The organism is Methylobacterium sp. CCH5-D2, from assembly GCF_001556475.1.
GTDB lineage: Bacteria > Pseudomonadota > Alphaproteobacteria > Rhizobiales > Beijerinckiaceae > Methylobacterium > Methylobacterium hispanicum.
In genome coordinates this window covers 1-18,845 of record NZ_LSIX01000896.1, presented here as the reverse complement: position 1 = coordinate 18,845, position 18,845 = coordinate 1, and the positions used below count along the sequence as shown (strand labels likewise).

Annotated in this window: 16 protein-coding genes; 9 read left to right on the top strand and 7 right to left on the bottom strand. The window is 64.8% G+C overall.

Features of this window, described 5'->3' with window-relative positions; genetic code table 11:
* On the bottom strand, window positions 1–141 hold a 141-nt coding region (locus tag AX737_RS24055; protein WP_156453928.1), incomplete at its 3' end, for a transposase.
* 208 nt (window positions 142–349) lie between these two features.
* Here AX737_RS24055 and repA point away from each other — a divergent pair.
* From repA to AX737_RS24025, 6 genes are all read left to right on the top strand, one after another.
* The gene (gene repA, locus AX737_RS24050) at window positions 350–1,579 is read left to right on the top strand and encodes a plasmid partitioning protein RepA (RefSeq protein WP_066925779.1); all 1,230 of its coding nucleotides are present in this window, start codon (window positions 350–352) and stop codon (window positions 1,577–1,579) included.
* Window positions 1,580–1,734: 155 nt separating this feature from the next.
* Window positions 1,735–2,589, top strand: a complete 855-nt coding sequence (gene repB / locus AX737_RS24045) for a plasmid partitioning protein RepB (RefSeq protein ID WP_280949100.1) — start codon at window positions 1,735–1,737, stop codon at window positions 2,587–2,589.
* Between the two features lie 186 nt (window positions 2,590–2,775).
* Window positions 2,776–4,035, top strand: a complete 1,260-nt coding sequence (repC, locus tag AX737_RS24040; protein ID WP_066925782.1) for a plasmid replication protein RepC — start codon at window positions 2,776–2,778, stop codon at window positions 4,033–4,035.
* 980 nt (window positions 4,036–5,015) lie between these two features.
* A complete protein-coding gene (locus AX737_RS24035) occupies window positions 5,016–5,717 on the top strand; it encodes a SprT-like domain-containing protein (RefSeq protein ID WP_245293499.1) in 702 nt (233 codons plus the stop codon).
* A 49-nt stretch (window positions 5,718–5,766) separates the two neighbouring features.
* Complete coding sequence (locus tag AX737_RS24030; protein WP_066925774.1) at window positions 5,767–6,597, top strand: P-loop NTPase; 831 nt, start codon at window positions 5,767–5,769, stop codon at window positions 6,595–6,597.
* A gap of 22 nt (window positions 6,598–6,619) precedes the next feature.
* Window positions 6,620–7,423, top strand: a complete 804-nt coding sequence (locus tag AX737_RS24025; RefSeq protein ID WP_066925771.1) for a hypothetical protein — start codon at window positions 6,620–6,622, stop codon at window positions 7,421–7,423.
* A 44-nt stretch (window positions 7,424–7,467) separates the two neighbouring features.
* On the opposite strand, the gene AX737_RS24020 is transcribed toward AX737_RS24025, so the two are convergent.
* Window positions 7,468–7,902 carry a hypothetical protein gene (locus tag AX737_RS24020; protein WP_066925768.1) on the bottom strand — a complete coding sequence of 145 codons (435 nt, stop codon included), beginning with the start codon at window positions 7,900–7,902 and terminating at the stop codon, window positions 7,468–7,470.
* A gap of 279 nt (window positions 7,903–8,181) precedes the next feature.
* Here AX737_RS24020 and AX737_RS24015 point away from each other — a divergent pair, with 279 nt between their 5' ends.
* Together AX737_RS24015 and mobF are read left to right on the top strand one after the other, a co-directional pair.
* Window positions 8,182–8,481 (top strand): hypothetical protein, encoded by a 300-nt coding sequence (locus tag AX737_RS24015; protein WP_066925765.1) that lies wholly within the window; start codon window positions 8,182–8,184, stop codon window positions 8,479–8,481.
* 20 nt (window positions 8,482–8,501) lie between these two features.
* Window positions 8,502–11,990, top strand: coding sequence for a MobF family relaxase (gene mobF, locus AX737_RS24010; RefSeq protein WP_066925762.1), 3,489 nt, complete (start codon window positions 8,502–8,504; stop codon window positions 11,988–11,990).
* A gap of 956 nt (window positions 11,991–12,946) precedes the next feature.
* Here the strand turns inward: mobF and AX737_RS24005 are convergent.
* Window positions 12,947–13,528: a recombinase family protein gene (locus AX737_RS24005; protein ID WP_066925759.1), complete on the bottom strand. Its 582-nt coding sequence runs from the start codon at window positions 13,526–13,528 to the stop codon at window positions 12,947–12,949.
* A gap of 1,378 nt (window positions 13,529–14,906) precedes the next feature.
* Window positions 14,907–15,140 carry a hypothetical protein gene (locus tag AX737_RS33560; protein WP_156453927.1) on the bottom strand — a complete coding sequence of 78 codons (234 nt, stop codon included), beginning with the start codon at window positions 15,138–15,140 and terminating at the stop codon, window positions 14,907–14,909.
* A gap of 293 nt (window positions 15,141–15,433) precedes the next feature.
* Between AX737_RS33560 and AX737_RS32470 the strand changes: the two genes are divergently transcribed.
* Window positions 15,434–16,222 (top strand): EAL domain-containing protein, encoded by a 789-nt coding sequence (locus tag AX737_RS32470; protein WP_082773270.1) that lies wholly within the window; start codon window positions 15,434–15,436, stop codon window positions 16,220–16,222.
* Between the two features lie 231 nt (window positions 16,223–16,453).
* Here AX737_RS32470 and AX737_RS32465 read toward each other — a convergent pair whose 3' ends face one another.
* From AX737_RS32465 to AX737_RS23995, 3 genes are all read right to left on the bottom strand, one after another.
* Window positions 16,454–17,248: a Crp/Fnr family transcriptional regulator gene (locus AX737_RS32465; RefSeq protein ID WP_082773269.1), complete on the bottom strand. Its 795-nt coding sequence runs from the start codon at window positions 17,246–17,248 to the stop codon at window positions 16,454–16,456.
* A 144-nt stretch (window positions 17,249–17,392) separates the two neighbouring features.
* Complete coding sequence (locus tag AX737_RS24000) at window positions 17,393–17,857, bottom strand: response regulator (RefSeq protein WP_066925756.1); 465 nt, start codon at window positions 17,855–17,857, stop codon at window positions 17,393–17,395.
* Window positions 17,854–18,845 (bottom strand): HWE histidine kinase domain-containing protein (locus tag AX737_RS23995; protein WP_066925753.1); only part of this gene is annotated, 992 nt, incomplete at its 5' end. The genes AX737_RS24000 and AX737_RS23995, both read right to left, overlap by 4 nt.

The following is an 18,845-nucleotide window of genomic DNA, read 5'->3' as shown; positions in this document are numbered from 1 at the left end:
CTCGTACTTCTGCACCCACACGCGCACGAGGTTGCGCGAGAGATCGTGGCGCTTGGCCAAGCCGTGCAGCGTCTCGCCCGACAGGTACTCCTGCGCGACCTGCCGCTTGAACGCGATGCTGTGGGAACGGTGTCGTGCCATGGTCTTCATCCTTCGAAGACCCAGTCAGCCGGTCAATTAGCCTTGTCCAATCCGTCCACCTCCAGGGGCCCACTCCACAGCGCGGACCAGTTTGCCAAGTCAGGGTCAGGCTTGCATCGGACTCGACTTTCCCATCCGAATCGTCTCACTCTGCTCGCTTGCGGTGCTATGGCGATTCTCGCCGTTTCGCCGCAAACGAGAAACGCCGATGAACCAGCATGTCCAGTCAGGCAGCCGCCTAGCGCCCGTGCCGAACCAGACCGCGGGTCACGACGCCCGGATCCTCGGGGCCAAGCTGCGCGAAATTGCGTCTGTCGTCTTCTCGCCCTCCGAGGACAAGATGCTTCGACGCTTCACCTCCGGCGAGGTCGCCCGCATCCTCGGCATCACCGACAGCCGCGTCCGGCAGCTCTCGCCCGAGCTTCTCGTCTCGGAGCTGGAGGTCGCCCCCGGTGGGCGCCGTCTCTACACCCTGGCTGACATTCACGCGCTGCGTGCACACCTCGACGAGATTGACCGAGTTGGCCGGCGCTACCTGCCTCATCGCGATCCGGCGAAGGGTGAGCACCTCCAGGTTATCGCCTGCGTGAACTTCAAGGGAGGTTCGGGCAAGACCACTACCTCGGCCCACCTCGCCCAGTCGCTCGTGCTGCGAGGGTATCGCGTTCTCGCAATCGACCTAGACCCTCAGGCGAGCCTCTCCACGCTCCTGGGGGTGCGACACGAGAACGAGCAGGAGCCCTACCCCACCATCTACGACGCGATCCGCTACGACGAGGAGCGGCAGCCGCTGAGTGAGGTGATCCGGCCGACCTACTTCACCGGGCTCGACTTGGTTGCAGCCGACCTTGAGCTTGAGGTGTTCGAGTTCGAGGCCCCGATGCATTCGGCTCGGCGTAAGGCAAACGATTCCGAGCCTCCGTTTTTCGCCAGGATGGGCTTGGCCCTGAGCGAGGTGGCTGACCGTTACGACGTTGTGGTGATCGATTGCCCCCCCCGGCTCGGCTACCTCACCATCGCGGCGCTGTGCGCGTCGACTGCCCTCCTCATCACCATCCATCCGCAGATGCTCGATGTGTCGAGCATGCGCCAGTTCCTCACGATGCTGGACGAGATCATGGAGCCAGTCCGCGAGCAGGGGGCTGCTCCGACTCATGACTGGTTCCGCTACCTTGTCACTCGGTTCGAGCCGCAGGACACGCCACAGACCGAGGTCGTTGCAATGCTGCGTGGGCTATTCGGCGACCGAGTGTTGACCAAGGCCATGTTGCAGTCGGCCGCCGTGTCGAACTCCGGCCTGCGCGGACAGACCGTCTATGAGACGCCGCTGCGGCGGGACGAAGTAACCGGCTCAACCTATCGGCGCGCGCTCGACGCGCTTGATGCGGTCAACGGCGAAATTGAGGGCCTAATCGCGCGCGCATGGGGCCGGACGTGAGCCAGAAGAAGCGCCTCAGCGCCATCATGGGAGCACCGGTTCAGTCGGATGCGACCCCACAATCGGCTATAGATCCCTCAATGACTTACACCCCCGTAGCAGGTGCTACAGGCCCCTCCCCCACCTCTGAGAAGCGTCCAGCCGCGGCACGCTCAATGGCGGCGATGTGGGCAGCATCCCGGCCGAGCTCCTCAGTTGCGGATGGTGCGGTGGTCGAGATCGACCCTGCGCTGTGCCTGCCATCGGCGATTGCCGACCGCGTGCCCGACGTAACCGACGAGAGCTTCAACGCCTTCATGGAGCAGGTCCGTGAGGAGGGGCAGCACACGCCGATCCTCGTGCGTCGCCACCCGAGCCGGAATGACCACTACGAGATCGCTTACGGGCGACGTCGGACCCGTGCGGCTATGGCTCTGGGCAAGCCTGTGCGTGCCGTGGTGCGGGATCTCTCCGATGCCGAGCTGGTCGTCGCTCAAGGCTCCGAGAACCTCGCGCGCGAAAACCTCAGCTACATCGAGAAGGCCCACTTCGCACGGAACATGGAACAGGTCGGCGTCGCCCGGGAGGTGATCCTAAAAGCTATGGGCGTGCACCGTCCTGACCTTGCGAACTACCTCTCAGTCGCAGAGGCCATTCCCGGCCCTGTGCTGGCTGCGATCGGCCCGGCTCCCAAAGTCGGCCGCCCGCGCTGGCTGACGCTTGCCGACCGCATTCGCGCGGCGACGCCGGAGCAGGTCAATACCGCCCTTGCCTCCCCAGACCTCGCCGGCAAGGCGTCCGACGAGCGGTTCGCGGTGATCCTGGCCGCGCTGACTGCGCCGCCGGCTCGCAAGGCGAAGCCGAGGGCCGAGACCCTGAAAGATGCCAAGGGTGTGAAGTTCGCTCGCGTCGAGCGAAGCTCTGACGGCATGCGCGTGACGCTGGAGGAGAAGGCGGAACCAGGTTTCGCCAACTACCTCGCCGAGCGCCTCCCCGAGATCCTTGCCGCCTACAGGCAGAGCAAGGGCTAACCCGACCCGCAGCACGAACTGAAAGGAGACGAGGACACCGCAAGAAAGAAAGGGCCCCCCGAACCGCGTCCGGAAGACCCCTCTCGTCATTAGCAAACGCAGAGGACCATATCTCCCGGCACATCGTCAAGCGTTTTGACGTCGATTCGGCGAACGCCCTCTCTTTGCCCGGTGCTCGGCCAGACGATGGACCTGCACATCACGACGCCCTTTGGGCGGCGGCCGGTGACGCCTGCGCAGATCCGCGCTCAGGCGAATGCGGACGGCTGCCCCAGAGAGGCTACTGTCCACAAATGGACGGTGTTCCGCGACATCGCCGCGGCTCGCACCCGGCTCGGTCTCAATGATAGGGCACTCGCCGTTCTCGACGCGCTTCTGACCTTCCATCCCGAAACCGCGCTGTCGGCCGGGGATGGGCCTGGGCTGGTCGTCTTCCCCTCGAACACCGCCCTTGCCCTGCGAGCGCACGGCATCGCCGAGGCGACGCTTCGTAGGCATCTTGCGGCCCTAGTCGAGGCCGGGCTCCTCATCCAACGGGATAGCCCGAACGGGAAGCGCTACGTCCGGAGAGGGCAGGGGGGAGCCATCGCCCAGGCCTACGGCTTCGATCTCACGCCCCTCGTCGCCCGCGCAGGGGAGATGGCCACGCTAGCCGGCCAGGTTCGAGCTGAGGCACAGGCGCTGCGCGTCGCCCGCGAGCGCGTGACCCTGCTCCGTCGCGACTGTGCGAAGCTCATCCAGGCCCTGGAGGCGGAGGAGGGCGCACCAGGGGCCGCGGTGGCGCTACGGGACCGCTACGCCACCGCCGTGGGTGCCCTGCCGCGGGTGCCGGCGCCCGGCGATCTGGAGGAGGTGGGGGCTGCCCTGGCAGCGCTGGCCGCGGATGTGGGCAAGCTGCTCGTCGCGTATCACGAAACATCGAAATCGAGCGGCACTCCCGCCCAATCCGAGCGGCACAATCAGAATTCAAATCCCGATACCTCTGTTTCTGAACGAGCCTTCGGAGTGGTGATGAAGACCTCCGGCGTGCCACGCCGAGATGAGGCCGCCCGCACGGGCGGTGGTGGTCCGCGGGGCACCTATCCCCTTGGCCTCGTCCTTGACGCCTGTCCTGACGTAGCGGACTTCGCCCGTGAGGGGATCCGCTCCTGGAGGGACTTGGCCGACACGGCGGAGAAGATCCGGCCCATGCTCGGCATCAGCCCTGATGCATGGCGCGAGGCGCGCGAGGTGATGGGCAACGATGCAGCCGCGGTGACGGCGGCGGCGATCCTGCAGCGTGCCGAGCACATCAAGAGCCCCGGCGGGTACCTGCGTGCCCTCGTAGAGCGGAAAAGGCGAGGGGAGTTCAGCCTCGGCCCGGTGCTCCAAGCGTTGATGCGCGCTCAACTGCAGACCTTGCCTGGGAAACCCCGCGGTCGCCATGTCGCCACCCGGGGATTCTGATGCAGGTCGTGCACCGATTCGCAGAAATTGGCCTCTCGCGGCCGGTTTCCCCGTGGCCGGAAGGGCGGTCCTGGCCGTCCAGGGTGGGATCCAGGGCCGCGACTGCAGCTGAAGAGCTGCACCCGCCACCTCATTTTGCTGAAGCTCGGCTTTTCTGGTCCCAGCCGCCCCACGGCTAGGGTGGGGAGGGATATCCTGAAGGGTCGGCCCGGTGACGGGTCTGACCCTTCAGGAGCCTATCATCACCATGTCGAAGCCAATCTCGCCGGCGGACGTGCGCGCCGCCCTCGCCCACATCGCGCCGTTGACCCGCGCGAGGCCGAACCTCACCGGCTCGTGATTCGCGCCTACGCGGGGAATGACACAGCCAACCTGTCCGATGGTTTGGACTCAGTGCGGCTCGCTCGGTTCCACGAGCGAACCTGGCCTTCACGCGTGGGCACAGATCCAAACCCCGTGATGCGTGAGGGCGCTGACCAGCACTCGCCTGTCTTACCTGTGGGCAACCGCCCCCGGAGCGCCTGGATAGGCGCGATCAGCTTGAACGCCCCCGCCGCTCCATGGCAGCAGAGAAAGGCCCAGGCGACGAACGTGCTGGGGCTGTGGGCGGCCGGTGTTCTGAGATCGGCAGCTCGAGAAGTCAGCGCCGCTCTGCGGCGTTCATCCTCCGGGTCGGCCTATGTTGGCGCGGTGGTGAAGCGGTCCGGGGATGATTCCCGATCCGGACGGCCGATCCGCCCCGCCCCGCGCCTCCGGCATCCGATAGCCCGTTCGTGGGCGGCATGCGGATGAGCCAGCTGATCGGGCTGCCCGATCGCTGAAGGATGCTTTCATCAGGCGCTCAGAGACCGGGGCCCTTCGCGGCTGGCGTGAAACCGGTCTCACCTCTCCCATGAGGTGGCGCTGTGATACAACCTGAAGCTGATATTTTCCGTTCTGATTCTACCTCCAACAGCGAGCTGCCGTCCGACGATGACCTGGTGGCTGGTCCGGACGATCACGTCCCTGTCCGGGATGAACCCCAGGCCGTTGTATCGTACGATACAACGGACCCGACCTCAGGGACGTACTGCGGGCTGAGCGAGGCCTTCGCGTTCTTCAACGCGCATCTGTTCTCGGGCAGGTTGCCGCGCTGTCTCATCACCCTGCAGCGTAGGCGCAAAGCCTACGGCTACTTCGCCAACGCGCGCTTCACGGCGCGAGACGGCTCCCAGGTCACGGACGAGATCGCGCTCAACCCGAGCCACTTCGCCGAGCGCAGCGTCGAGGATACGCTCTCGACCCTGGTCCACGAGATGGTCCACCTGCAGCAGGAGCATTTCGGCACGCCGTCCCGCTCCAGCTACCACAACGCCCAATGGGCGGGGCTCATGCGGGACGTGGGGTTGATCCCGTCCGCGACCGGCGCGCCGGGCGGCAAGGTGACGGGGCAACGCGTCAGCCACTACGTCGAACCCGGTGGACGCTTCGCGCGTGCCTGCGCCGAACTGATCGGTCTGCACAGGGGAATGGTGCCGTACGTCGAGTCGGGCGACGAGGCCGAGCGCGGCACGCGTGAGAAGAAGGCGGCGAGCAAGACCCGGTACACCTGCCCGGGTTGCGGCGTGAACGCCTGGGCTAAGCCCGAGACCCGACTCGCCTGTGGCGTCTGCACCGTGCCCCTCGAGGTGGGGCAGCTTTAGGCGCGTCGGAGCGGCTCGTTTGGCCTCTGTAGCGGATCGGAAGGACATCATGGCACGGACACAGCAGACGCGCACGCCGGCCGCTTCGCGGCAGAAGCGCGTCGTCCTGATCACCTCAGAGAAGGGCGGCGTCGGCAAGAGCGTCACCGCCCGCACCCTGGTCGAGCACCTGCGCCTGGGCGGCACCCGCGTCGCCGCCTACGACGCCGACGGCGGCGTCGGATCGCTCCTGCGCGTCCTGGGTACCCGGGACGAAGCCGGCGAACTCCTGGACGAGCAGGATCCCACCGTGGGCGTCGGGTACTACAACATCCGCGCCGACGACGAGCGCGCCACCCTGCTGAACTGCGTCGCCTCGGGCGAGCCGCTCATCGTCCACGACCTCGCTGGCGGCAGCCTCGCCGACCTCGCCCGGATCTCCGACATGGGCGAGGGCCTCGACGACCTGCTCGCCGCCTTCGCTGGTCAGGGCTACCGCCCGATCGTCCTGCACCTGATCTCCTCCGAGGTCGCCGCGACCCAGTCGGTCGCCCGCTGGATCGAGCTCGCCGGCGATCGGGTCGACCACGTCGCGATCCGCAACACGCGCTGGGGCAAGGCCGAGGCCGACTTCCCGTTCTGGCACGGCTACGTCGACGGCCGCGGCGAGAGCCGCGGCGGCAAGGTCCGGCGCCGGGTGCTCGAGGAGTTCGGCGGCCTGGAGATCAGCCTGCCGCCGCTGCCGGCCGGCACCTTTGCCAAGATCGACGCCGACGCCCTGCCGTTCGCGGTCGCGGCCGATGCAGCCCGCCTGACCATCGCCGAGCGCTCACACGTGGCGCGCTACCTGCGCGAGTCCGCGGTCGCCTTCGAGCGCCTGCGCCCCCTTCTCGGCCTCTGAGAGGCTAGAGGTCCAGGCCGTGATGCATCCCGACGCCAAGCTCAACTTTGATCGGGCAGCCCAGGCCCTGGGCCTCGATCCGGCGACCCGGGATCTGGCGTGGCGGCGGATGATGGATATCGGCCTCACCCCCGACGATCCGACCGTGGTGTATCTCGCGGTCGGCGGGTTGCTGGAGCAGGCCGCCCGGACCATCCCGGCGGTGCTCGACGCCGTGCCCGAGCGCGTCGAACGGGCCGCGGCTCGGGCGGTCGGCCCGGTGGCCGAGGCCGCCAGCGCCCGGGTTGAGGCCGCCCACGCCAAGCTCGCCGAGCGCACTGGCGTGGCGGTGGCCGCGGCCGCGTCGGCGCATCTCACCCGGATCGAGCGAACGCGGGCGCGTGAGCTCGGCCTGTGGGCGGCCGCGATCGTCCTGGGCTGCGGCATCCTGTGCGGCGGCGCGGGCTACTGGCTTGGGCGCCGGGACACGCTCGGCCTGGACACGCGGTGGGCGGGCTTGTCCCAGCGGTCCGATGCTTCGGCGTGGCTTACTCTGGTCGCGGCCAACCCCGACTTGCGGGAGCAGATGAGCCGGTTCTGCACCCCAACGCAGCTGAAGCTGGATGCCGCCTTGAACCGGCGGTACTGCGAGATCCCGCTTTGGACCGAGGGCACGATCGCGCCGGTCGGCGGGGTACCGGCTGTGATCTACCTGAGCTTGCGGGAGTGGCTCATCGTCTGGGGGCCGGCCTGGCTGATGCTCGGGGCTGGGCTCGCGGCGCTGGTCGGCCGCCGCCTGCTGCGCCGGGTGTTCGCGTGGCGACCCGTGGCCTGGCTGCTCGATTGAGTAGCAAGGCGCATTCTGGATCGTACGAACCAAATCCCGGAGGCCTACAGGTCCTTGGTGCTCAGCCGGTGCCCGACGACCGCATGTGACGCCGGAGCCGGACTCCGCGGCTGCGCCGGGTCACGCGGGGCAATCGCGGGCTGCACCGGAGCAGGCCGGTGTTGCGCCGGTGCCGGCGGGGTCCCGGCGGGCGCGTGGGACTTGCCGCGCCGACGCACGGGTTTGCGGCCGGCCAGCTCGCGCGCGGCGCTGCCGATGTACTGGCTCAGCGTCCCAAGGCTGAGCGTGATCCCCTTCAGGGCGAGGAGTTTCTGGATCTCGGCGTCGGTCTTGCGCTTGGCTTTGAGTGCCTTGATCTCCGGGAGCACGGCCTTGACTGATGCGTAGCCGGAGGGCTTGCGGTCCGGGGCGAGGCGGACCTGCTCGCGCAGGAAGGCGCGCAGCTCGTCGTGGGGATCGGGTTCGGCGGCCTCGCTCATTGCCCTCAAGCCTCGCGCACTGTCGTGGGCTTTGCAGCCCCATCGTCCGGATAGCGGCTGCGCCTGAGTGGACCTGCGAACCGCCCCGCCCCGTCATCTTGCAGGACTGCAAGATACCATGGCCGAGCTTAGGCCGGCGATAGACCTGGACTGCCTGTGGATAAGTGCAGGCCTTCAATCGAAAACGGAGACACATCACGCACCGATGGTGCTGGGCGGCGGCCTAACAAGCGGCTAAGCTATTGCTGGATCTCATAGCCCCGCTGTCCGGAGCCCAACATGGCCCGCCGTCCTGTCCGCGTGTCTCTGGACGAGGCACTCTGGGATGCGGTGGAGGCTGCGGCCCGAGCGCGCGGGATCGCGTCGTACCTGTTCGTCGAGGAAGCGCTGACCACCGCGCTCGGTCCGTCCGAGACGGTGGCACGCGTGGCCGAGCTCGCCGAGGCCGCGGCCGCCAGCGCCCGCGAGGCCCAGGCGAGCGCGGCGGAGATGTGCGATCAGATCCAGGTGATCTCGGACTTCATCGTCGACCTGTACCGAGCGGAGGCCCTGGCGAGCGGCGATGTAGGTGAAGCCTAGTCCATGGTGAGAGCTTCGCCATGATGACCTGCACACGCATCACCAGCGTCGAGTACTACGAGTCGATGGCGCGCCAGATCCGGCGCGAGGCGGGCCTGAGCACGCCCGACACCCCGCTCGACGACACGGCCGCAGCCTACGCCCGCAAGGCAGCGGCAGCGGTCGCGGTGGAAGGCAGCGCGGCGTATGAGGCGGCCTACGCGGAGGCGTTCGACCGAGCGCTGGCGACGCTGTGCCGGGGCCACACCGAGGGTCGCGACCAGGTCGCGTACTACACGGACAACGGCGCGGGCGAGGCCAACGGTGTGTGGTGGACGCGCGGCTCCGGATCCGAGGACGGTCCAGGCGGGTCCGGCGATCCGTTCCGCCTGTGCCCGGACGGAGCCGAGGTCGACGGGCGGGTGCTGCGCGACCTCGCGGCTGGGCGGGACCCGGACAGCCTGGAGCCCCTGGTGCGGGCCTCGGCCAACGGCCGGCGCAGCGTCGGCTACGACCTGCAGTTCGCTGCGCCGAAGAGCGTGAGCGTGCTGGCCGCCTTCGCCGGTCCGGAGGAGCGCGCTCGGATCCTGGCGGCGCACGACCGGGCGGTGCGCCGGGCGCTGGATTATGCGCACGCCGCCGGGCTGATCGTGACCCGGACCGGGGCGCAGGGCCGGGAGCGGGCGCCGGCTGCCGGGGTGAGCGCGGCGGTGTACCGGCACTTCACCTCGCGGGCGCAGGACCCACAGTTGCACAGCCACGCCGTCCTGCTCAACCTGTGCGTGCGTGCCGACGGTTTGACTGGAGGCCTCGACAACCGCGCGATCCTGAAGAACGCCGGCGGGATCGCGGCGCTTTACCGGAGCGAGCTGGCCAGCGGCCTGCGGGCCGAGCTCGGCTACGAGGCGGTGCGGGCCGGGCGCAACTTCGAGATCGCCGGGGTGGCCGAGCCGGTGCTGGAGCTGTTCTCCAAGCGACGGGCGGCGATCGAGCAGGCTGCACGGGAGCGGGGGTTCGACACCGCCGAGGATCGGGTCGCGGCCCAGGCCGCCGCCCACGGTACGCGGGCGCGCAAGGACCGGGAGACGCCGCTGGCCACCCTGGAGGCGGAGTGGGAGCGCCAGCTCGTCCAGGCCGGCTGGGCGCGCGCGGCCGTATTTGAGGGCGTGCGGGTCGCGGCCGACGGGATCCGTGAGGCGCGGATGGGTTCGGCGGCCGAGCGGGTGCAGCGCTTGGCCAAGGCCGGCTTGTCTGAAGCGCTGGCGATGCAGGCGGTGGTGGAGGAGCGCGCGCTCGTGCGCCGGGTCGCGGAGGCGCTGCAATGCGAGGCTGGGGCAGACGCGGTTCTGGAAGAGGTGGAGCGGCTGCGCCGGGACGGCGGCGTGGTCGCGGTCGGACGCTCGGCCGAGGGCGAGGCGGTGTACGCGAGCCCTGAGATGATCGAGGCCGAGCGGGGGATGCTGCGCCGCGCCTACGCTCGGCAGGACGAGCGCGACTTCGTCCCGGACGAGATCGTGGCGCGGGTGTTGGCGGAGCGGCCGAGCCTGCGCGCGGAGCAGCGGGCGGCGGTGCGGCACGCGCTGAACCGCGACGGGGTCAGCGTGGTCGAGGGCAGCGCCGGCTCGGGCAAGTCATTTGCCATGGCCAGCGTCGCCGAGGCCGTGCGGGCTTGCGGCTGCGAGGTGTGGGTGATCGCGCCATCGTGGAAGGCGGTGGGCGTGATCCAGACCGACACGGCGACCGCCGAGGCGATGGCGCGGGCGGTGACCGGGTTCCTCAACCAGATCGACAAGGGCGAGATCGCGCTGGGGCCGCGGACGACCGTGATCGCCGACGAGGCCGGGATGATCGGCACGCGCGATCTCGCCGCGCTGGTCGAGGCCACGGGCGCGGCCGGGGCGAAGCTGGTGCTGAGCGGCGACACGCGCCAGCTCGCGCCGGTGGTGGCGGGCGCGCCGATGCGGCTGCTGGTGCGGGCGCTGGGCGCGAGCCGGATGGATGAGATCCAGCGGCAGCGTGGGCGCAGCGAGGCGGAGGGGGCGTGGATGCGGGCGGCGAGCATGGACTTCGCCGCCGGCCGGACCGCGAGCGCGCTGGAGGCCTACGATCGCGGCGGCGCGATCACCTGGGGGGCGGACCGTGAGGCCACAATCGCCGCCCTGGTCGACGCCTACGCTGCGAGCCGCCTCGGTCCCGAAGGGGCGCAGCGGACGCGGGCGGTGCTGACCGGCTGGAACAAGGACGTGCGCGCGCTCAACGCGCGGATCCGGGACCGACTCAAGCACGATGGGTTGCTGCCGGAGGATGAGGACGTGGAGATCGCCGCGATCCCCCGCGGAGGCCGCCGAGTTGAGGCGCTGACGCTGGCAGTCGGCGACGAGGTCATCTTCGGGGAGACCGTCGAGGTCGAGAGCCAGACGATCCGCAACGCCGACCTCGCCCGGATCGAGGCGCTCTCCGGTGATCCGGATGATCCGGTGCTGACGCTGCGGCTCATGAAGAACGGGGCACGGGTGAGCGCCCGGGCGAGTGCGTTGGTCGGGCGCCGCGATCCGGGCGAGCCGCAGGTGCCACGTCTGCAGCACAGCTATGCCATGACCACGCACGCGGCGCAGGGCGTGACGGTCGACGAGGCGTTCGTGGCCGACATGCGCGGCACCGGGGCGGAGGCGACCTACGTGGCGATGACGCGGCATCGGCGCACGGTGCAGCTCTTCGTCGATACCGACCGGATCCGGGAGCGACTGGAGGCGGCGCGTTCCGGGATCCGGGCGGAGGAGCGCGGCCTGCCGAGCAGCCGCGGCGGCGCGCATCCGGCACTCGCCTCGATCGGCTACAGCGAGATCCGCCAGGCCTTTCTGGCGGAGAGCGCGAGCAGCGGCGGAAAGGCGAATGTCGCCGACTACGCCGGAGCCGATCTGCACGGCTGGTGTGGCGCGCCAGTCCGGTCGCGCGACATCCCCGTGTTGCCAGGCGGCAGGCTGGGCCTGGAGCGCGCTGGAGCGTGGAGGGCGGCGATCGCTGGGATCACTCCAGCCTCCGAGCATGAGCCGTCGCCGGCCGCCCAGGCGCTGCGCCGGCGCATGGACGCGCGCCTGAACGCTCCCGCAGCATACCCGATCCCGCGTCCGGATATGTCGGATCGGACAATCCCTCTCTCGCCCGATGGTCCGGGGCGGCAGGACCGGGTCGGGCGGCTCGTCGCGATCCTGTGGCAGGGCTTGAGGCGCCATGCTCAGACGACCGCCGCCGCAGCACGAGGCGTGCTCCCGAATGTGCGGGAGCGATTTTCCGCCGACATCGCGATTGATTTAGAGGGCCGAGCTTTGTTCGCCCGTCGTGATCCGCTCGGCCGCATTGTTGGGATCGAGCTATCTAATACAGACCGGTCTAAGACCAGGACGAAGGTAACCGAAGGTCTGCCGAGCCTGACCACGGAACGGGAACGCGAAATTCCATCGCGGCTAAATCGTACGACAACGCGACAGAGGCCGTTTTTGCCGCGAAGCCGAGGATCCCACGAGCGGTAGAAAGAGGCCCTACGGGACGATTGGACTCCAATCTCTTCCTCCCGGCGTGTGGCGAACTACGTAGACTCACAAGTGCCGCTGGGTGCACTCTCAAAACGACCAAGAATTGAGTGAACGCACCTAATTTTCGAGGTTTTTACGCGAAGTGCCTGTAAATAAAGATTTTTATCTAATGCTATGCGGGTTGCCGGTTTGAGGTTTCACAAAAATTGAAAAAGATTTCACAAAATAATGTCCTAGTTTCACTAAATGATGCCGCAAAAATCAGGCGTTGATTTTTGATCATAAAGTTTATATGTGCTTTGCATTCGGTTTGCGCTAGATTGTATGCTAACTGGATGCAAGAAAACAAACATTACTCTAAATAAAGGTGAAGTATGAGCGAGATAAACAGTCTTGACGGGCCTTGGCCAGAAAAAGAATTTCGATATGCCGCATGGATGGACCTCTCTTTGCCAATCAAACGACATAGAGAAAACGATCATATGCATAGTAAGAAGTTTTTGGACGGAATGTTAAGATGGAGCCGCTGTGTAAACGAAGATGATCCTCTTCATATGAGTGATATGAAGTATATATACAGATTTATTGAATGCCTGTTCTACGTCAACCCTTGTGAGTGGAATGCCGATGTTCCTTTCAGATTTGATTTCAAAATAGCTTGTAGTGAGCTAATAGGTGTGTATTTGAACCATCGAATGCATTATATAGTACCTTCAAGGGCTTTTACGGAGGAAAATAGACGATGCTTTGAAAGTTTGATGGAGCTTGCGAGATTTCTAGCATCAAATCCGCCTCCGACGGGGGGAGGCTCGATGAATGATCGATCAATTGAAAGGGGTAGATCGCGTGACGATGGTATTGATATCTAACTACAGAAAATATCAACAAAAAATTGCTTGATCTGTAAGTTTTGGCTCATTTTATAATTTGCAGCCACTCCTATCAGGTCCGGCTCAATCCTTCTCAGCAGCGCTGTTAGTCCGCGCGCGCGGGAAGTACCGGTAGAAGGTGTAGCGGCTGACCCCGAGACGCTTGGCGATCGCCGCGATCGAGATGTTGCCGGCGGCGAGCAGGGCCTGCCCCGCCTCCAGGTCAGCGTCGCTCAGCTTCTTGGGGCGCCCACCCTTGCGCCCCCGCGCCACGGCGGCCTTCAGGCCCTCCATGGTGCGTTCGCGGTTGAGGTCGAGGAAGTACTCAGCCATGGCCCCGTGCATCTGCAGGGCGAAGCGCCCGTGCGCGGTGCCGCTGTCGAACTGCTCGGTCAGGCTGCGGAAGTGCACCTCCTGGCGGCGCAGGCCGTCGATGGTACGCATCATCTCCACGAGCGAGCGGCCGAGGCGGTCGAGCTTCCATACCACCAGCACATCGTCCGGACGCAGGAAGGCGAGGGCGGCCTGGAACTCCGGCCGAACGGTACCTGCCTTGCCGGACTTCTTCTCCTCAAAGATTTTTTCGCACCCCGCCTTCAACAGCGCGTCCCGCTGGAGGTCGAGACTCTGATCCTGGGTTGAGACGCGCGCATAGCCGACAAGCATGTCAGCATAGTCTCACAACAGGGTATTTCTTGCAATAAATTTCCTACCATATTTTCGTTACATAAACGCGGCTGTTTTGACTGGCCGGGAAGGGGGCTCGCTCGTATGTAAGGAAAACGTTCGTTTTCCAGACATACTGGTTCGCACCATCAGAGGACTGCTCGGGGTGGGGAGCGGACGGTGTGGGGGCCTCGCTGTTCAGGTCGGCAGCATCGGCCCACCGCTTGCTGTGATCTCTCCGCCGTTACGCTTGACGAGAGCGGCTACGACCTGCGCGAGGGTGTAGGGCTTCACGTCTAGCAAGACCACAGGGACGCGCAAAGCGTCCGGTCGTCTCCGCCACGGATACCCTATCGTTCCGAAGCGGAGCGGATTGTATCGGGCATAGATTGGCGTCCGAAGCGTGAGATGGACGTGGTTCAATCGACCGCGAGAGTAGGCGATGCGTGCCTGTGACACTGTCTCCCACGGGATCGTCGCCGCTGACCGTAAATCTTCAATCCCGTCTGCGCGAACGATCATCGCCGGGCCCGTCCGCAAGGCATCCCTCAGGCAAATCCAGGCAGTGGCGGGACCAGAAATCGCGACGACAAGGCAGAGCGGCATACAGCCCACTGCAACGATCCAAGTGATCCACTCCGATTGATGAAAGACAAGCAACCAGATCGCCAAAACGACCACGACGATGCTGGCCGCGCTCCCAGCGAGATTGAAGAACGCACAGAGAAGTTGGAGGCTTGCGCGGGTGTGGACTTCGAGGGGAAGCCCGACCGTGATGGGGGGAATAGCGTGCATCCGACCGGAGTTCGACGCACTCGGTATCTGAACCGTCTCAGTATCCATCAATCGCACTCAACAGCACCGGAACGGTGATGATACGATGGGTGCCTTTCGGCCGTGTCACCGAGGAACTCAGCGCAGCCTAACGCCCGCTTTCGGTCGAGAGCAGCTACGCACGTATGTAAGGAAAACGGTAGTTTTCCTTACATACGTGCCCGCGCAGTCAGAGGACAACGCGGACACGTTGCCGATTATGCGGGCGATCGTGAAACTCGCGCACAGCTTCGGTATGTGGGTTACGGTGGAAGCCGTGGAAACGACCGCCCTGCAGGCCATGCTGACGCGCTGGGCTGCGAACAGATGCAGGGTTACCTGTTCGGCCGGCCGGCACCCGAGGCCTCACCGCCGGAGCTGGAGCAGGCGCGCATCCGTGCCGTGTTCATCGGGCCTGCAACGTAAGCAGGGTTCAAGATAAGATCTGTTCGGTTTGTAGCGCAGGTGTCTCCGCAGGTGTTGAAGCGGTCGCGCTGCTAATTGGGCGCGTTGATGCCGCAACGTACCAAGTACGCGGTGCCGCCAGATCGGTCGCATGACCCATTCAGGGTCTCCTGCCATCAATAGGGAACCGCCAACAGAGCTCGCCACCTTCTGTTGTCACCTCAACATACCAGCCGGGCACAATTTCATTGCCGAAACGGGCATACCCCTCGTAGCGATGAGCGGCCTGCAAACCTGCTTCGAAAGCGGTAAAGCGATCAGGTAGATCTAGGCCGACACCATCATGCAACGTTAGGTCATCTGGCGTCACCACATGGAAATAAAACAGCGGCATGGGCACCCATCTATAGAGGCGGCACTGCAGCACGCCGATCTAAGTTCTAAGCCCTAGATGCTGATCTGGATCCCATGGGTACCCCTAATTTATGTTTTCCTCTCGGTCGGGCGCCGAATAAGATCGCTCATTGACATAGACAATGGACCGAAAAAGCCGGTCGCGCTTTGTTAGCTCAGCCCTCAGCTTCGAAAAGGTAGAGCTGCTCGGCGGAGCGGCTCAGGCTTAAGATGGGCTTTGCACATGCTTTACCTCTATCTGATAGCCTCACCACGTGGTTAGAGGCCCATGGAATGTCTAACGCTGGTTGTCGTGGTTGCAGAAGCGGTGCACCACTACCTTTCACTTTCACTATGGCCTTTCAGCCTATCATCGATCTCGCTCGTGGGAGGATCTGGGGCTACGAGGCGCTCGTCCGCGGTGAGGAGGGCCAAGGCGCAGGTTGGATCCTACAACAGGTGGACGAAACCAACCGCTATAAGTTTGATCAGGCATGCCGTGTGCGGGCGATCGAACTTGCCGGAGACTTATTTCCAGACTCTGAAACTAAACTCTCTATCAATTTTATGCCTAACGCTGTTTACGAGCCAGCGGCATGTATCCGTGCAACTCTTGAAGCGGCCCGTCGCGTCGGCTTCAGGCACGATCAGCTTATGTTTGAGTTCACCGAGAACGAACGCATGGTTGACGTTAGCCACGTGCAGCGGATCATTGATGAATACCGCAAGCAGGGTTTTCTGACAGCACTGGACGATTTTGGGGCAGGCTACGCTGGACTGAACCTACTGGCCAGTTTCCAGCCTGATCTAATTAAACTCGACATGGAACTGATCCGCGGCATAGCAACGTCTCCGGCACGCCAAACCATCATTGCATGCGTAACGACGATGGCGAGACAACTTGGTGTAACGGTTCTTGCCGAGGGAGTAGAAACACAGGCTGAGCTGGCTGCGTTGAAAGCAGCTGGCATCAGCCTCTTCCAGGGCTACCTGTTTGCCAAGCCGGCCGTAGCAGCACTGCCGCCCATTACCTGTTTCGAGGTGAGCAGCCTACCAAAACCTACAGCACAAGTGGCCGCCTGAAGTACGCTCAGGCTCGGCATGTCTCACGACGAAAGGGGGGCAACTTCCAAAAAAAGAAAGCCACTCCCGAAGGAGTGGCCCGAAGTCTTGGAAGGAAACGCCCTCAAGAGGGCTGACGTGCTCGTGACGCCATCACGAGCGCACCACGAGTGAAGTTAGCTGCTGCATCGCAGCAATTAAGCCCTACTTAATGCCGCAGCGCATCGTGCCGCACCGCGATCGCCCAAGAGATCACACTCTTTGGGCGTAGGCACTTGCCGACACACCGGTCTCATCGATCTGCGGCTTCGGAGTGGCAACCTTCTGGACCTGTAGATACCCACTATCAAATTCTGCTATCTTAACAAGGCGCCCCCAGTCCAAAATGGTAAGCTCTTGACCGCGTAGCGCAATCAGCTCCGCCGCTCGCAGTTCTTTAAGCGTCCGGTTTACATGGACGCTTGTCATGCCTGTCGCGTCCGCCAGATCAACCTGGGTTACCGGCAATTTGTATCGATCATCCTGCACCAATCCGACAGCTGATAGCCTTGCATGAAACTCACAGAACAAATGGGCGAGCCGCTGATAGGCCGAACGACGACCAATGCTGGCGATCCATTTGCGGGCCATAGCTGCATCAGTGAGCGCGTCCTTCCACAGCCATAGCGCTATATTGGGACACGTGTCGGCGAGCCGCCGCAAGGCCTCATGCGGGATACCGACAACCGTCACAGGGGTAATGGTGCCCACCGTGAAATCAAGGACGGGCAGATACAGGCTCGGCAGGTCGGCAAAGTCCCCAGCCATGTGGAAGGAGAGGATCTGGCGTCTGCCCTCACTCAAAATCATGTAACGGTGCACCCAACCTTCAACCACAAGCCAGCAATGCGATGGCTTATGACCTAGATTGATTAGGTCCTGGCGCGGCTTAAGTCTGCGAATAATGCTGGGTAGGCCCAGCAATGCCGTCTGTTCGTCTGGGGTCAAAGCGATAACCCCTTCTAGCTTACGCAGGAGGGGAGCTAGAGGTGAGGAGAGGACGGGCATAGCTTCGTGCGATTGATTTTGTCCGCTCCACCACGGCGCCACAGGCGCACCGCTTGTAGGAAGATACAACCATCATGATCAGAAGTTGAGTCATGAGGTGGGCTAAGCGCGGGACGTGAACGCCCGCAGTGGACGGCTAAGGACTCAGGAATTGAGCGACGAGGCCCAAAACGTGCCCACGCTGGCGTTCTGCTGGCAGCTGCATGTGAACCCGGCTGCTCCCGGTGCAGCACCCTTTGCACGCGGCATCTCGCACGTGATCAGATGCTCGAGCAGCCGTCGCATTTGGGCTGGCTGGTAGGGTTTCTGCATCACCGGGACGCCCCGGTAGGCCAGCTCGACACCTTCCAGACCGTAGCCGGTCGCGAACAGGAACGGCACGCAGAGGCCAAACAGCACATCCGCTACCGGATAGCTGTGTGTGTTGCCAAGGTTGACGTCGAGCACAGCCAAGTCAAACGCGCCGGCTTTCAGCTGCGCCAGCGCCTGTTCGAGACGCATGGCCACGACCACGTCGCAGCCGAGGTCCAGCAGCATGTCCTCGGCCATCATTGCCACCAGGCTTTCGTCCTCAACGAGCAGGACGCGCCGGCCTTCAAGCATACTCATTGCGCCGGCCCGACCTCTATTTTCTCCTGGCCGTGCCAGCCCAGCGCGGTGAGCGGGATGTGCAGGCGGCAGATAACGCCGGCAGGGTCGTAGGTGATGGCCGCCTGGCCATCGAACTCCATCGGCAGCTGCCGCTCAATCAGGCGCGAGCCGAACCCCTTGCGCGTCGGTGGTGTCACCGGCGGACCGCCATGCTCCTGCCAGGTCATTTCCAGGCGCTGCACGCCGGCCTCGTCCTGCTGAAGCTGCCATTCCACACTGACCCGACCCTCGGGCGTAGAGAGAGCACCGTACTTGGTCGCGTTCGTCATCAGCTCGTGCAGCGCCATCGCCAGCGTCACCGCCACCTTGGGGTGCAAACGTCCATCCGGGCCGTTTAGCCGAAACCGGTTACCATCGAGGACTGTCTGCAGGTGCGGCGCAAGGGCACGCTCGACCACGCCGCGCAGGCTGGCGCTCTGCCAGTTATCCTCGGTCAGCAGGTTGTGGGCGTCCGATAGCGCGGCCATGCGGGTGTTGAACACCGCCACCGGTGCTGCATCAGCTCCTTTGAAGCTCTGACCGGCAATCGCCTGCACGGTGGCGAGGGTGTTTTTCACCCGGTGGTTGAGCTCGTTAATCAGCAGGCGCTGGCGCTCGGCCGCAGCCTTCTCCTCGGTGATGTCGCGCACCTCGATGATGGTGCCGATGATGTTGGCGGCATCGTCGCGGATCGGGCTGGCGGTGAACGCCACGGGGTAGAAGTGCCCATCCCGGTGCACGAACACCTCCTCGCCCCGCTCCTGGTTGTTTTCGGGAAAGGCGCGATCGATGGCGCACTCCGCCAGCGGGAACGGGCGGCCGTCCGGGTAGGTGTGATGCACGAGGTCGTGCAGCGGGCAGTCGCGCGCCAGCACCTCATCCAGCGTCCAGCCAGTCAGCTCCTCGGCAGCCCGGTTCATGTAGATGCAGTGCTGGCGGTCATCCATCAGGAAGATGGAGACCGAGG